Origin of the sequence: uncultured Polaribacter sp. (assembly GCF_947501385.1) — a bacterium.
In the GTDB taxonomy this organism is placed as follows: domain Bacteria; phylum Bacteroidota; class Bacteroidia; order Flavobacteriales; family Flavobacteriaceae; genus Polaribacter.
Map to the genome: position 1 here is coordinate 21,782 of NZ_CANMVP010000036.1, position 14,231 is coordinate 36,012.

The following is a 14,231-nucleotide window of genomic DNA, read 5'->3' on the forward strand; positions in this document are numbered from 1 at the left end:
AACATGAAAAATAGGCTATTAACAACATTCATAATTTTTTTTAGTTTACAACTTTCTTCACAAGATTTGCTAGATGTTTTAGATGCTGAAACATCAGAAACAGAAAACGTAGTAACTGCTACTTTTAAAGGAACTAGAATTGTAAACGGACATTCGATTGAAAATAGAAAAGACAAAGAATTAGAATTTATCATTTCTCACAGATTCGGAAGAGTAAATACCGGTTTTGAAGAACTTTTTGGTTTAGATCAATCTAATATTCGTTTTTCTTTTGAATACGGCTTAACAGATAATTTAACTGCAGGTTTGGGAAGAAGTAGTTTTGAGAAAACCTACGATGGTTTCTTAAAGTACAGTTTGCTAAAACAAAGAACAGGCGCAAATTCTTTTCCGTTTGCTGTTTCTCTTTTTGGAAGTATTGCAGCAAAAAGCCAGAAAGCAATTGCGGGTAACGAAAGATCTTTTGCAGAAAGTTTGTTTTATGTTGGGCAAGTTTTAGTGGCAAAAAAATTGAATTCTTCTGTGTCAATTCAACTAACACCAACTTATGTGCATAGAAATTTAACTGCGATAGCAGCAGATCCGCATGATATTTTTGCCTTGGGTTTTGGTACAAGAGTAAAGTTGAATAAAAGAGTTTCTTTAAATGCAGAATATTACCAACAGTTTAACAAACTAGAATCTATTAACGCTAGAAATTCTTTGGCTTTTGGTGTCGATATAGAAACTGGTGGGCATGTTTTTCAAATCATTCTATCAAACGCAATTACCATGATAGAAAAAGGATTTATCACAGAAACTACTGGTAACTTTTTTGGTGGAGACATTCATTTAGGATTCAACCTTTCGAGGACTTTTTAATCGAAAATAGCTTCTCTTTATTTAAGTTCGAATTTCCAATAAAATGATCATTTCAGTGGTGTGTATGCGCAAATTAATTGTGCAATGAAACCAAATTTCAAAAATAATTATTGAGAAATAGCTTTGTTGTATTTTACAAATTCATTATCAAAAAATAATACAACAAGCTATTTTTAATCTCTATTTTTCTGTTTTTATACAGAAGAGTACTAAAACCATACAGGCATGTTTCAAAGAACTTATACAGTGAAAGGCGAAGATGTAAATGATTTTATGGTGATGCAAAACGCGGCATTTTTAAATTACGCTTCTAAATTATTTGATACCTTTCTTTTCGTAAATGGTTTTGCAAAACTGAAAATGAATACTTTAAAAGTGGGGGTTCAAAAAAGTAATGCTCAAATTAAGCATCACAACTATTTAATGTTTACACAACCATTTTCTATAGAATTAGATTGTAAAGAATTGGGTTTGTGTGAAAAGAAAATGACGATAGAAGTTCATTTTTACAATCAAAAAAAGGAACTTTGTGCAACCATAAATAGCGCACTTTTTTGGTTCGATTATAGTTCTTGGGAATCTGTAAAACCACCAAAAACAATTGCAAAACATTTCTTGAACAATCAAAAATTTAGAAGAGTTGGTTAGTTTTTCTATCAACGTTAAAACTGATGCAGTATGATTTTAATGTTTTGTTTATCAGTTCAGTATCTAGCGAATTTACATTTTTTAGGTTGAAGTGAATAAGTGAATATTGCTATTTTTTCAGCTTAATTTTAGAATTGCTTTGTTCTAAAAGCGCTAAATAATCTTCAATTTTAAAAACTTTGCTACTAAAACGAGAGGTTCTGTTTCGTCCTTCATTTTGCCTTACAATAGATCGGGCATACCGTCTAATTTCGTCTTTACAGGTTAAGATGATACCAGGAATTGGTGTACTTTTTCCATCATCATCTTTCGCAACCATCGTAAAATAAGAAGAATTACAATGCTTTGTATTGCCAGTTCTAATATTTTCAGATTCTACTCGCAAGCCAACCACCATAGAGGTTCTACCGGTATAATTTACAGAAGCTTTTAAGGTTAATAACTCACCAACTTCTATAGGATTTAAAAAATCGACTTTATTTACAGAAGCGGTAACACAATAATTTCCTGAATGCTTAGAAGCGCAAGCAAATGCAATTTGATCCATCAGATTTAGAATATGCCCGCCATGAATTTTACCGCTAAAATTAGAATGCGAAGGCAACATTAATTCAGTAATGGTTAACTGAGAATCTTTAATCTCTTTAAACTTTTTATTCATCTACATTGTTTTTACCTCTAAAATGAGGCGAATTTTCTTGTGTTACTTTGGTAATAAAATATTTGGTATCTCCCAACCAAAAGAAAGTTGCGTAGCGTTCTTTATAAGACAACTTCACGTATTTTCCTTGGTATTTCTGTAAATTTTCAATCACTTTTTTATTTTTGTCTTCCACAGAAAAAGAAAAAATCTGTGCACCAGAAATTCCTTGGCTAATTTCTCCTTCCCACGTTTTTACTAAAACACCTTTTCTACTAATTTTTATCAACTCACCAGATCTTACTCCGGTACTATAGGTAATAAAATAGACCAATACATAATACAAAACAGTTAGTATGATTAAAGAACTCACTAAAACACCTATGATTTTTTTCATATTTCAAAAATACAAATCTAATTTTTAGTAAGAGAAGAATTATTCAGCATTTATTTTTCCTCTTTAAGTGCTTTTTTTCCTTTTTTAAGTAATATTTATTGTGTCATCGTTAAAGAATCTCTTTATTTACATAATTGAATAAAAATTACAATTTGGACGATTATTATAAATTTTTAACATTAAATATTAGAAATTAATAAGAATAATTTGGTATTTTTAGGAAATTTTTACAATTACAAAACCAACTATTTAACTAATTTAAACAGAATCAAAATGAAAAAAAACTACCTTTTTAAATTCTTATTGCTAGCAATCCCTGTTACTGCTTTGTTACTAATGTCTAATTCTGGTGGAATAACAGCTGGAAGAAGTGGATCACCAGGAGATGGTGGTAACTCATGTGCAGGATGTCATACAGGAGGATCAGTTGGTGTGTCTGCAAATATTACAACGAACATTCCTGCTGGTGGATACGAATTGAATACAAATTATACAGTTTCAGTTAATGCTACTTCTTCTGCGGCTGGTGGCTTTCAAATGGTTGCAGAAAACGCTTCGAATACAAAAGTGGGTGCATTTACGGCGGGTACAGGCTCTAGAACTACTACAGATAAGTTAAGAATAACTCATAGTAATTCTGATAATAACTCTTGGTCTTTTACTTGGAAATCTCCAGCTACAGACGCTGGAAATATTAAATTTTATGCAGCTGCAGTGGTGGCAAATGGAGATGGTAATAATGGTGCTGGAGATAAGGTTGCGCTAACAAGTACCTCAGGAGCTACCGTTTTAGGAATTTCAGAAGCAAAACGTTTAAATTTTGATATGTTTCCTAATCCTTCTTCAGAAAATGTAACCATTCAATTGCCTTCTGGTGCAAATACTGCTGTGGTAGATTTTTATGATTATGTAGGAAGATTGGCGTTGTCTAAAAAAATAACAACTTTAAATAATAAAATTGAGGTTGCCAATTTAAGTGCAGGTGTGTATCTTTTAAAAGTGGTGACAGATGATAAAATTGGAAGTCAGCAATTTATAAAAAATTAACGGGGGATTTTTTTTATTGAACTCATCTTGATTTTTTGTTTTTAACCGAAAATGAGTTGAAATTTGTTCAGATGAGACACTTTTTGAAAGGCATAGCATCGCTACGCATAAAAAAAGTAACGAAATATGAGCGAATTTTAGCCATTTTTTAGGAAATAGAAAAAGTCAAGACGAGTTCATTGTTAAAAACCGATTGTATTTATTGCAATCGGTTTTTTTTGTATTTTTTTTTAAAGTAAATTTGTGCGACTTCAAAAAATAGAAAATGAACTACATTTTATTTGATAGTGATGTTAGAAAATCATTATTGCCATTTACATATACAAGACCCGTTGCAGACATTAGAATAGGGATTTTAACCATTAGAGAAAAATGGGAAAAACATTTGGGTTTAACCACTACAACAATTACTGAAGCATACTTAGAGGAAAAATTTCCTATGGTAGAAATGGAAGAAAATATTTTAATAAATGCTTCTTTTTGTCCTACAACATCTTTGGTTGAAAAAGTAAGAAACCTTTCTAAAAACGAAGCTATTTTTAAAGGTGAAGACGTCATTGCATTCTATACGACAGATTCTCAAGAAGAAGTAAATTTTGAGGAGTATACGCATATTGAATTTGATGAAGAAATCATTCAAATAAAAAATACTTGGGATATTTTTTCTTTCAATGGAAAAGCAATTCAAGAAGATTTCGATTTAATTACAGAAGATAGAACTTCAGAACCCATACCAGAAGGTGTTCAAGTTTTAAATAAAGAAAATATTTTTATTGAAGAAGGAGCAACAATTGTTTTTGCTACTTTAAATGCTTCAGCTGGTCCTATTTATATTGGGAAAGATGCTTTAATTATGGAAAATTCTTCTATAAGAGGTCCATTTGCAATGGGAGAGCATGCAGTGGTTAAAATGGGCACAAAAATTTACGGAGATACCACATTAGGACCTTATTGTAAAGTAGGCGGAGAAATAAACAATTCCGTTTTATTTGGATATACTAGCAAAGGACACGATGGTTATTTAGGAAATGCTGTTTTGGGTGAATGGTGTAATTTAGGTGCAGACACCAACAACTCGAATTTAAAAAACAACTATACAGAAGTAAAACTATGGAATTATGAATCTGGTAATTTTGCCAAGACAGGATTGCAGTTTTGTGGATTGATGATGGGAGACCATTCTAAATGCGGCATAAATACCATGTTTAACACTGGAACTGTAATTGGTGTAAGTGTGAATCTTTTCGGGAGCGGATTTCCAAGAAATTTTATTCCCTCTTTTAGTTGGGGAGGCGCATCTGGTTTTACAATTTTTCAAATGAACAAAGTATACGAAGTGGCAATGGCTGTTTTAAAAAGAAAAAGCTTGGAGTTTGAAGAAATGGATAAAAAAATTCTAGCACATGTTTTTGAAGAAACAAAACAATATCGAAATTATTAGATTTCTAAATTTTGAAAATAAGAACTTGCACTCTTTTCAACCAACGGCAAACTGAGCATGTAATAGTTTTTTAAAAACTGAGTCTGAAATATATAAAAAACCGTAAAATGTAGCTACATTTTACGGTTTTTTATATGAATTACTCAAAAAGGAGAACAGCCACTTAATTTCTTTCTACAATACTCCCTGAGCCTACAGATTTACTATCAATATGTTTTGGGTTTCCTTTATAATAAATACTTCCAGAACCTACCAATTTTGCTTTTATTTTATTATTTACCGTTGTTTTTATACTTCCAGAGCCCGCAATGGTAGCATTTAGTTCTTCTGTAGTTAAATGATAAGCTCTGATACTTCCAGAGCCTGCAATAGAACATTTTAATTGGTTTGTAGTTCCTTTTAGGTTGATGTTCCCAGAACCGCCAATATTAGTGCTTATTTCGTCTGAATCTATGTGTAGTTCGATATTTCCAGAACCCCCTAAATTTACATTAAAATCGTTTGCTTTTAAAGTTGTTTTACTAGAAATATTTCCAGACCCCCCTAAAGCAACACTTTCAATATCATCTACGGGTACGGTTACTGTTAATCTTTTTGTTGTTCTAATGTTTGTGTTTTTTTTATATTTTATTTTCAAAGTTCCTCCACTGACTTCTGTTTCAATATATGGAATGATATTTTCTTCGCCTTCAATAGTAATGTTGCCTTCTTTTCCTTTGACAAGAAGTACATCAAAAGAGCCACCAGCTGCAATACCATTATAATTAGATGTTGTTCTATTTACAGTAACAATCGTTCCGTTTCCTTTAATTTTCTTGCTTTTTCCCCACCAATTTTGTGCGTTCACAGAAAAAGTAAGTGTTAATAAGATACTAGCTAAAAGTATTTTTTTGGTCATCATTTTTATTTTTAGGATGTTAATTTTCTTCAATTCTTACGCTACCATATTGAGAGTTTACTCTTAGTGTAGCCTTTGTATTTCCTTGGCCATATTTGCCTTCGTAGTATTTTTTTGTAGATTTTGAAATACTTTTATACATTTCGATATGATCATCATTTCTTTTAAAACTACTGTATTGTAAATCAATTTCAAAATTGAAAGAAATACCACTTTCTACTCCAATTCTTATACCCGTATACTGACCAGAAATACCAACGTTTTCAAAATCATCCTTTAGGTTTTTTATGGTTAAAGAACCATAATCGGTGTCTATGGTTAAATTTTTTCTAACAGTTCCAAAACGCATCGTTACGTAATCTGAATTTCCATTGATATTTTCAACATCATTTACGGTAATGGCGCCATAATCTAAATTAAAATCAATAACACCCGCTTTGTCGAATTTTAATGTTGAATAATCTGCATTCAATTTAATGTTTTCAGAGTTTTCTATGGTCAGTTTTGAATAATCAATATTGATATTTCCACTTTTCATAGCTCTAATGGAAGAACTAGAACAGTAATCTAAATTAATCGTATTGTTGTCTGCTAATAATTCTCCAATAGCAATTTTGCCATAATCGCAATGAATAGCTGCTTTACCAGATAAATTTCCTAAATAAATGCTACCATAATCGTTATCTAAATCTACAGAATTGGTTTTTGGCATTTTAACAATATAATTGATTTTGTAATTGGTGTTTTTACTTTTTCCCCACCAAGACCAATTGCTTTTCTTTTCACCAAATAGGGTTTCAGCTTCCACGTAAGATGCACTTGCACTGAATGCGATTCTAATAGAGTTTAGCTTTGTTTCAACTTCATCTAAATCGTCTCCCTTTACGGTAATGATTACTTCAATTTCTACACGGTTTTTGTCCCAAGTTGTAATGTTTAAGTCACCATATCTATTGTTTAAAAGCACCTTAGCATCTGAGTTTACATTGTATGCTTTTTTAACTTTTTTTGTTTTCTCATGTCGCTTTTCATCATTATTTGCGTTTGCAATTATGGGGAGCAACAGGAGTAAAAATGTAATTTTATAGATAGATTTCATTTTTTATAGTATTAGGATTCTTTATTTGATCTATTTGTTTTAGAGTTCTTTCTAAAATATCTAAGCGTCTTTGGTAATTTTTTATCATTGCACTAATAATTCTTCTGTGCTTTCCGTTTTTAGTCAACTCATGAATAAAAATTTTGTAATTGTCTTCTAGTTCTTCCAATTCGTCTAAAGCACTTTCTATGATGGTTTCTGTTTCTAAACTTCTGTTTTTTTCTAAAGTTTTAATTTCTTGATTGATGGTAGACACAAAATAGTTTTGTACTTCTTCCATTTTTGGCGAAACATCTGCCAAATCTAGTTGTCTTTTCTGATGGTTGCTGCCTAGCCAAAATCCGAAAATTAAAACGACAGAAGCCGCTACACTTAACCATTTCCAAGAGGTTTTCTTTTGGCTTTTTGACGAGTTTAATCTGCGTTCGAAACGTTCTAAATGTCCAGCGTTCGGTTCTTCTAAATTGAAATTATTTTCAGAAAAAAAATGATGTAATTTATCTTCCATATCCTTGTGTTTGTATGTTATTTGCAAGTAGTACTTGCTTTAATTTCTTTTTTGCTCTAGAAACGGTAGTTCTCACATTTTCATTGGTATAGCCTAATATTTGACTAATTTCTTCGTAATCATAACCTTCAATTAAATGCAAGTTTAAAATGATTCTGTAATTTTCTTTTAAACTCTGTAAGCAACTAAATACATTGCTTGCTTTTAAACCAGAATAATCAATGCTTTCATTTTCCGCTTCCTCTGTAGGAATTACTTCCATTTTTACTTCTTGATACCTGTTGTTCTTTTTTAATTGGGTCAAACTCTTATTGATCACAATTCTTTTTAACCACGCACCAAATGTTACTTCGCCTTTATAGGTATGCATTTTTGTGAAGACCGTTAAAAAGGCTTCTTGCATGATATCTTCTGCTTCAAATGCGTCTTTTAAAATACGATGTGCTGCATTGTACATTGCTTTGTAATAGCATTTGTACAATTCTAGCTGCGCATTTTTATCGTCTTTTTTACAGCGTTCTAAAAGGTTGGTTATATGTGGTTGATTGGTCTTCAATAAAACGTTTCTATTCTAGAGACAAATTTGTTTTTAATTTGTGACACTTTTGTAGAAATAAAAGTAAACTTTTTTATTTGGATGGGCTTTGGTAGGGTATTAATGAAGATTGAAGTTGATTTATAGAATTTTCCCTAAATTTAAATATAAGGTGAGTTTAGAAACAAACCAAATAAATTCCACAAAAAAAATCTCAAGCTTTCACTTGAGATTTTAACTATTTTATAAAAAATAAAAACAATTTACATGGCCCCCCATTCTTTTAAAGACGTTTTGTTCATCTTTACATAACCAGCATTGTTTGCTTTTTCTGCATATTTTAAAGACATTTTTGCAGCAGCAATGGCACTTGCTGTTTTTCCTGCTTTTGCATGGATCAAAGATTGCTGACGTAAAAACCAAAATTTTGGAGCATCCGCAGTCATTTCAACAGCTTTGTCAATCCACATTTGTGCTTGATTGATGTCTTTTCCTGCTTGTAAATAATAAACAGCTGCACCATACATATCGTTTGCCGTAGGTCCGTTCATGATTTTATCAATACTTTTAGAAACCATCTTATCTGTAGGAGTTTCAATTTTTAAACCTACATAGGTATTTTCCCACATAATTCCTAAAACAGCAGAACTGTTGGTTAAATCGTCAAAACTAATGGTAAAGGTTTCAATATCCATAGGAACATCTAGTGTTGCAGCATTTACTTTGGCGGCTACCTTAGATTCATCCCATTTTGCTGGAGTTCCCCAATTGGTTGCATCCGAATATAAAATAATGTCCCAAGTTTTTTCACCAGGAATGGTATACAAGGCATAGGTTCCTGCTTTTAAAGTTTTTCCATCAATCATAACATCGGTAGAAAACGTCAATTTTGTATTCGCGTTTGCGCCAGTTCTCCAAACTTTTCCGAAGTCTTCTAAACCACCAAAGATTTTTCTGCCTTTCATACTTGGTCTAGAATATTCTAAAGTAATATCTGTTAAACCTACTTTTTGTTCGATCTTTTGTGACGGACTCGGTGCAGGTGTTTCAATTTGTGCATTTGTAGTATATGCTAGTGCAAGTAAAAACAGACTTAGTATAATTTTTTTCATGATTTGTAAATTTAGTATTAGTTCTTTCAAAATTACGACTTCAAAAAACGACAAATGTTAACAAAAGCTTAAAATAAACCAACGTATCTTTGTGCTTTAATTATAAAAATGAAAAAATATATAGCTGAATTCATTGGAACTTTTTCGATGATTTTTTGTGGAACAGGAGCAATGGCCGTGAATGAAGTTACTGGAGGCGAAGTAACACATGTTGGCATTGCCATTACGTGGGGCTTGATTGTGATGGCAATGATTTACGCTTTTGGTGAAACTTCTGGCGCACATTTTAATCCTGCAGTTTCTATTGCTTTTGCCTATGCTAAAAAGTTTGCATGGAAAGAAGTTCCTAAATATATTGTTGCTCAAATTTTAGGCGCATTTGCAGCCAGTTTCCTATTGTGGTTTTTATTTCCTGAAAGTGAAAATTTAGGTGCAACCATACCAACCGTTACTGTTTGGCGAGCCTTTGTATTAGAATTACTCCTAACATTTTTCTTAATGGTAGTCATTATAAATGTTTCAACAGGAAGTAAAGAAATGGGTATTATTGCTGGAATTGCAGTAGGTGGAGTCATTTTATTGGAAGCCATGTTTGCTGGTCCAATTACAAATGCTTCTATGAATCCAGCACGTTCTATTGCGCCAAATATGGTTTCTGGAAATATAGAAGGTCTTTGGTTGTATATTTTAGCACCCATTTTAGGTGCTTTGTTGGCAGTAGTTTCGTGTAAATTGATAAAGGACGATGATTGTTGTGATACAACAAATTGTTAATTAATACCAAATTTTAGTTTGAAGAATATTAGTATTTTAGGTTGTGGCTGGTTAGGAAAACCCTTGGCTACTTCTTTTTTAGAGGAAGGTTTTTCTGTGAAAGGTTCTACTACTACAGAAGAAAAAATGGAAGCTCTAGAAATTCTAGGAATAGAGGCATATTTAGTGAATATTTCTGAATTTGAAGAATTTGATGCATTTTTAAATACCGATATTTTAATCATTGCCATCACTTCTAAAGATGTTGACGGATTTGAAAATCTAATTTCTCAGATTCAGAATTCATCAGTTCAAAAAGTGATTTTTATTAGTTCTACTTCTGTATATCCTAGAATTAATAAAAAGATGACAGAAGAAGATGCGGTTTTAGACACTCCGCTAACAGAAATTGAAAATTTATTTAGAAACAATGATTTTTTTGAAACGACGATCCTTCGTTTTGCAGGTTTATTTGGTGGAGACAGACATCCTGCAAATTGGTTTAAAAATGATAAAAAAATTCCGCGACCAAAAGGTTTTGTCAACATGATTCACAGAGAAGATTGTATGGAGATTATACACACTATTATTGCTCAAAATTGCTGGAATACCACTTTTAATGCCTGTGTGAATCATCATCCAACTAGAGAAGCGTTTTACGTAAATGCAAAAATGAGCAAAGGTTTAGAAGCGCCAATTTTTGAAGAAAATGAAACCTATCAATGGAAAATTATCAGTTCTAAAAAATTGCAAAACGTTTTAGATTATGAGTTTATTCATAATAATTTGATGGAGATTTAAGAGCCTCTTTAATTCCCCAAAGGGGAAAATACTCTAATTTTAAATACTTTGCGAACCTCTGCGAAACTTCTCTGCGAATCTTTGCGGAAAAAATTTAGTAAACTATTTAGAATACTTTCGTTTTCGAAAATAATTAAAAACAAATCCAAATCCAAGTAATAAAATGAGCGGTAAAACCACATTTAAAAACTGCCAAAAAGTACGTTCTTTAAATGCTTTTTGTTTGTCTAACATTCGTATTTGTAGCGTTTTGTTTCTCAAACGCATCAAACCAGCATCATCTAACAAATAATCTACAGCATTTAGTAAGAAATCTTTATTTCCGAATTGCTGTCCAGTCCATTTGTCTCTGGCTAAATCATAGGGTTTTTCTTTTAGAATTTGGTTTTTTCCAACATCACCATCTGCAATAATCACCATTTTATTTCCTTGTGATTTTTCTCTAAAAAGGGATGTTTCAAAAGGTTTTACTCGGTTTTTATAGGCTGAATTAAATTCACCTTCCAACAACACAGCAAATAATTGATTTCCGTTATTATAATCTGTTTCAACAACTTCATCAGCAATTGTTTGCAACGCTATAATTGTAGGTGTTCCTATTTTTTGCGTTAATAGAGAGCTTACTAATAAAGGTATTTTTTTAATGTTGTTTTTAAGTGTATCAATTTGGTTTGCAAATTGTAACCTTACAGGAGAAACATTTTTTGTAATGGAATGATTGGGGTTTCCGCCAACCAAAGGATGGTAAAACCAATCTAAATTTTTAAACTGAGTTTGATTGCCAACTTGCCCAGTTGCCACAGGAATTTGAGCTGCATACAAATCTTTAATTAAGCTTGTATTTAACCGAACTCCGTATGTAAATAACAAATCTGTAAGGTTTAAATCTCTAGGATACACAAGCATTTTACCAGTTTTACTTAAACTATCTTGGTCTGCTTGCACATTGTCTAACATCCATAATGTTTTACCACCATTTGCTATAAATTGATCTAGCACAAACTTTTCTTTTTCGGTGAACTTTTCAGTTGGTTTTGCAATAATTGCCAAATCTAAATTCAAAAAATCTTCTAATGTTTGTTGCGGATTATCAGTTACAGAATCTAACGTGAATTTTGCCAGTCTGTATTTTTTTGCAACTTCACTTAAAAAGCTATATTGATAGAGGTCTGATAATTCTCCATTTCCAGTAAGCATCGCCACTTTTTTACGTTGCTTTTGCGTCACAATATTAATTGCGTTGGTAAAACTGTATTCTAAATTTTCAATTGCTTTTTGCAGTTGTTCTTCTTGTGAAGCAACAATGGAAGTTGGCAATAAAGAAACAATTGTCGTTTTTTTACCATAATTAATTTCTGCCCAAGGAAAAATAATTGCTTCAGATAATTTGCCATCTTCTTTCACAGTTAACTGACTCGGAATCATTCCTTTTTTAATCAATGCTTCACGCTGATTGTCAGGGGTTTCGAAACTGATTTTAATCTTCGGATTTTCTGCCGCTAATTCTTCTAAATATTGTCTTGTTTCAAGCTGTAATCTTTTAAATTCTGATGGAAAATCGCCTTCTAAATAAACGCTAATAGAAAGATCTCTATCAACTTTAGAGATAATGGTATTTGTAGTTTCAGAAAGTGTGTAACGTTGGTCTGCAGTGATATCGAAACGTTTGTAAAAAGATTGATTCACAAAATTTAAAGCAATCAATACGATGACTAAAATGGAGATGTTTTTTACGTTTTTATTCATTTTCTAAACGCATTTTAGTGATGAATAAAAAGAAAATAGTTACACTTATAAAATACATAAGATCTCTAGTGTCTATAATTCCTCTAGAAATACTTTTATAATGTTCATTAATTCCGAATTTTTGAATCATTAAATTATTACTGAAGGAATTTGCAATGGCATCAAAACCATAAAAGAATATAAAAGTGATAAAAACGCCTAAAATAAAAGCCACAATCTGATTTTTAGACAAGGTTGAAGTAAATAATCCAATGGCTGTGTAGGTGGAAGCTAAAAAAAGCAAGCCAATATAGGACCCTATTGTGCTTCCAAAATCGATATTTCCAACAGGGTTTCCTAATTCATAAATGGTAAATACATAGGTAAATGTTGGAATGATAGCAATAACGACCAATAGGAGCGAAGCCCAGAATTTTCCCAGCACTATTTGCCAATTAGAAATTGGTTTTGTTTTTAGCAATTCTATGGTTCCGTTGTTAAATTCATCAGCAAAACTTTTCATAGTAATTGCCGGAATTAAGAATAGAAAAACCCACGGTGCCAAATAGAAAAACGAATTGATATCTGCAAAACCTGCATTTAAAATATTAAAATCGTCTTTAAAAATAAATAAAAACAAACCGTTTATCAATAAGAAAACTCCGATAACCAAATAGGCAATTGGCGAAGAGAAAAATGAGTTGAATTCTTTTTTAAGGATTGCTATCAATGTGAAATTGTTTATTTGTATGTTTACTTGTTTTTAATTCCAAAATTTATATTTCTTACTAAAGACAATTAAAACTCACAATGTCTTACTAAGCTTGTCGAAGTATTTTTACTCGAGTCTTCGACAAGCTCAGACTGACAGTCGTTAGATTAATTATTTTCAAAGTTATTCTCGATACAATTTAGACGAAAGATCAAAATCACAAGTGAACAGTATGTTAGTTTTATCGTGGTTTAAAATTTGTTTTAATCATTAAAGTTTAATCATTTATCCTTATACCTTAACTTTGCTTACTTTAGTTCCTCAGAGTCTGTCACTTCGAGTGATTTCGTTTTTTCAACGAAATTGTATCGAGAAGTTTTTAATAAGTTCTCTTTACAAATTTATACTTTCTAAATTATTATTCTCCAAACTCGATTATCATCAAAACCTCTATCACGTCTTTCGGACTGAAAAACAAAATTGTGTTTTTCTAATAACGCGATAGAAGGCATATTATTTTTATGCGTAAACGCTTCAATCGTTTTTAAATCCATCTTTTTAAAACCAAATTTTAAAACTTCTTGCATCGCTTCAGTCATCAATCCTTTTTGTTGAAACGCTATTTTTAATTTATAGCCGATTTCACCATACTTATTATCTAAACAAACATTGTGTAAAACAATGCTACCAATCACTTTGTTTTCGAATTCAATCAACCAAAAAACACGTTTTTTCTTTTGGTATTGTTCACTACATGTAATAATAAAATCTTTAGCTTCATCAAAATTTTGAACTCTTTTTGTAGCTACAAATTTATTAATTTCTTCACTAGAACGTAAATCGAAAACAGCTTTTATATCCTCGAAATTTGCTTGACGTATTTTTAGTCTTTCTGTTTTTAAATTTGGAAAAGTAGAAAAGTTAAATGTGTTCAAAATATTTATTTTTGCTTACTGCTTACTGCTTACTGCTTACTGCTTGTACTTCCCTGATTAGAGTTGACCGTTTTTAGTTATTTATTTCATTATTAAAAATAGTAATAATTGGTTTATTA

The 14,231-nt window shown here is 31.4% G+C and carries 16 protein-coding genes; 6 read left to right on the plus strand and 10 right to left on the minus strand.

Annotation, left to right across the window (positions count from 1 at the left end):
- Positions 1-3: 3 nt before the first annotated feature.
- Positions 4-861, plus strand: a complete 858-nt coding sequence (locus tag Q0998_RS17670; RefSeq protein WP_299672275.1) for a DUF5777 family beta-barrel protein — start codon at positions 4-6, stop codon at positions 859-861.
- A 225-nt stretch (positions 862-1,086) separates the two neighbouring features.
- Positions 1,087-1,509, plus strand: coding sequence for a thioesterase family protein (locus Q0998_RS17675; protein WP_299672277.1), 423 nt, complete (start codon positions 1,087-1,089; stop codon positions 1,507-1,509).
- A 109-nt stretch (positions 1,510-1,618) separates the two neighbouring features.
- Here Q0998_RS17675 and Q0998_RS17680 read toward each other — a convergent pair whose 3' ends face one another.
- Positions 1,619-2,170, minus strand: coding sequence for an acyl-CoA thioesterase (locus tag Q0998_RS17680; protein WP_299672279.1), 552 nt, complete (start codon positions 2,168-2,170; stop codon positions 1,619-1,621).
- Entirely contained in the window at positions 2,163-2,546 is a 384-nt protein-coding gene (locus tag Q0998_RS17685; protein ID WP_299672280.1) for a 6-phosphogluconate dehydrogenase, read from the minus strand. The genes Q0998_RS17680 and Q0998_RS17685 overlap by 8 nt, the downstream gene beginning before the upstream one ends.
- A 273-nt stretch (positions 2,547-2,819) precedes the next feature.
- Between Q0998_RS17685 and Q0998_RS17690 the strand changes: the two genes are divergently transcribed.
- Together Q0998_RS17690 and Q0998_RS17695 are read left to right on the plus strand one after the other, a co-directional pair.
- The gene (locus Q0998_RS17690) at positions 2,820-3,593 is read left to right on the plus strand and encodes a choice-of-anchor V domain-containing protein (RefSeq protein ID WP_299672282.1); all 774 of its coding nucleotides are present in this window, start codon (positions 2,820-2,822) and stop codon (positions 3,591-3,593) included.
- Positions 3,594-3,858: 265 nt separating this feature from the next.
- Complete coding sequence (locus tag Q0998_RS17695; RefSeq protein WP_299672284.1) at positions 3,859-5,034, plus strand: GlmU family protein; 1,176 nt, start codon at positions 3,859-3,861, stop codon at positions 5,032-5,034.
- Between the two features lie 163 nt (positions 5,035-5,197).
- On the opposite strand, the gene Q0998_RS17700 is transcribed toward Q0998_RS17695, so the two are convergent.
- From Q0998_RS17700 to Q0998_RS17720, 5 genes are all read right to left on the minus strand, one after another.
- Positions 5,198-5,932 (minus strand): head GIN domain-containing protein, encoded by a 735-nt coding sequence (locus Q0998_RS17700; RefSeq protein WP_299672286.1) that lies wholly within the window; start codon positions 5,930-5,932, stop codon positions 5,198-5,200.
- A 19-nt stretch (positions 5,933-5,951) separates the two neighbouring features.
- Positions 5,952-7,031: a hypothetical protein gene (locus Q0998_RS17705; RefSeq protein WP_299672288.1), complete on the minus strand. Its 1,080-nt coding sequence runs from the start codon at positions 7,029-7,031 to the stop codon at positions 5,952-5,954.
- Positions 7,015-7,539 carry a hypothetical protein gene (locus tag Q0998_RS17710; RefSeq protein ID WP_299672290.1) on the minus strand — a complete coding sequence of 175 codons (525 nt, stop codon included), beginning with the start codon at positions 7,537-7,539 and terminating at the stop codon, positions 7,015-7,017. The genes Q0998_RS17705 and Q0998_RS17710 overlap by 17 nt, the downstream gene beginning before the upstream one ends.
- Entirely contained in the window at positions 7,529-8,095 is a 567-nt protein-coding gene (locus Q0998_RS17715) for an RNA polymerase sigma factor (RefSeq protein ID WP_299672292.1), read from the minus strand. The genes Q0998_RS17710 and Q0998_RS17715 overlap by 11 nt, the downstream gene beginning before the upstream one ends.
- 242 nt (positions 8,096-8,337) lie before the next feature.
- Entirely contained in the window at positions 8,338-9,186 is an 849-nt protein-coding gene (locus Q0998_RS17720) for a DUF2911 domain-containing protein (RefSeq protein WP_299672294.1), read from the minus strand.
- Between the two features lie 108 nt (positions 9,187-9,294).
- Between Q0998_RS17720 and Q0998_RS17725 the strand changes: the two genes are divergently transcribed.
- Together Q0998_RS17725 and Q0998_RS17730 are read left to right on the plus strand one after the other, a co-directional pair.
- On the plus strand, positions 9,295-9,960 hold the full coding sequence (locus Q0998_RS17725) for an aquaporin (RefSeq protein WP_299672296.1): 666 nt from the start codon (positions 9,295-9,297) through the stop codon (positions 9,958-9,960).
- Between the two features lie 18 nt (positions 9,961-9,978).
- Entirely contained in the window at positions 9,979-10,740 is a 762-nt protein-coding gene (locus tag Q0998_RS17730; RefSeq protein ID WP_299672298.1) for an NAD(P)H-binding protein, read from the plus strand.
- A 102-nt stretch (positions 10,741-10,842) separates the two neighbouring features.
- On the opposite strand, the gene gldG is transcribed toward Q0998_RS17730, so the two are convergent.
- The 3 genes from gldG to Q0998_RS17745 form a co-directional block, all read right to left on the minus strand.
- A complete protein-coding gene (gene gldG, locus Q0998_RS17735) occupies positions 10,843-12,486 on the minus strand; it encodes a gliding motility-associated ABC transporter substrate-binding protein GldG (protein ID WP_299672300.1) in 1,644 nt (547 codons plus the stop codon).
- The gene (gldF, locus tag Q0998_RS17740) at positions 12,479-13,195 is read right to left on the minus strand and encodes a gliding motility-associated ABC transporter permease subunit GldF (protein WP_299672302.1); all 717 of its coding nucleotides are present in this window, start codon (positions 13,193-13,195) and stop codon (positions 12,479-12,481) included. The genes gldG and gldF overlap by 8 nt, the downstream gene beginning before the upstream one ends.
- Positions 13,196-13,587: 392 nt before the next feature.
- Positions 13,588-14,112 carry a GNAT family N-acetyltransferase gene (locus Q0998_RS17745; RefSeq protein ID WP_299672304.1) on the minus strand — a complete coding sequence of 175 codons (525 nt, stop codon included), beginning with the start codon at positions 14,110-14,112 and terminating at the stop codon, positions 13,588-13,590.
- Positions 14,113-14,231: the final 119 nt, after the last annotated feature.

Excerpts from the sequence above, each read along its gene's own strand:
- Q0998_RS17670 (WP_299672275.1), top strand. The coding sequence starts at position 4 with ATGAAAAATAGGCTATTAACAACATTCATAATTTTTTTTAGTTTACAA.
- Q0998_RS17675 (WP_299672277.1), top strand. The coding sequence starts at position 1,087 with ATGTTTCAAAGAACTTATACAGTGAAAGGCGAAGATGTAAATGATTTT.
- Q0998_RS17680 (WP_299672279.1), bottom strand. The coding sequence starts at position 2,170 with ATGAATAAAAAGTTTAAAGAGATTAAAGATTCTCAGTTAACCATTACT.
- Q0998_RS17685 (WP_299672280.1), bottom strand. The coding sequence starts at position 2,546 with ATGAAAAAAATCATAGGTGTTTTAGTGAGTTCTTTAATCATACTAACT.
- Q0998_RS17690 (WP_299672282.1), top strand. The coding sequence starts at position 2,820 with ATGAAAAAAAACTACCTTTTTAAATTCTTATTGCTAGCAATCCCTGTT.
- Q0998_RS17695 (WP_299672284.1), top strand. The coding sequence starts at position 3,859 with ATGAACTACATTTTATTTGATAGTGATGTTAGAAAATCATTATTGCCA.
- Q0998_RS17700 (WP_299672286.1), bottom strand. The coding sequence starts at position 5,932 with ATGACCAAAAAAATACTTTTAGCTAGTATCTTATTAACACTTACTTTT.
- Q0998_RS17705 (WP_299672288.1), bottom strand. The coding sequence starts at position 7,031 with ATGAAATCTATCTATAAAATTACATTTTTACTCCTGTTGCTCCCCATA.
- Q0998_RS17710 (WP_299672290.1), bottom strand. The coding sequence starts at position 7,539 with ATGGAAGATAAATTACATCATTTTTTTTCTGAAAATAATTTCAATTTA.
- Q0998_RS17720 (WP_299672294.1), bottom strand. The coding sequence starts at position 9,186 with ATGAAAAAAATTATACTAAGTCTGTTTTTACTTGCACTAGCATATACT.
- Q0998_RS17725 (WP_299672296.1), top strand. The coding sequence starts at position 9,295 with ATGAAAAAATATATAGCTGAATTCATTGGAACTTTTTCGATGATTTTT.
- gldG (WP_299672300.1), bottom strand. The coding sequence starts at position 12,486 with ATGAATAAAAACGTAAAAAACATCTCCATTTTAGTCATCGTATTGATT.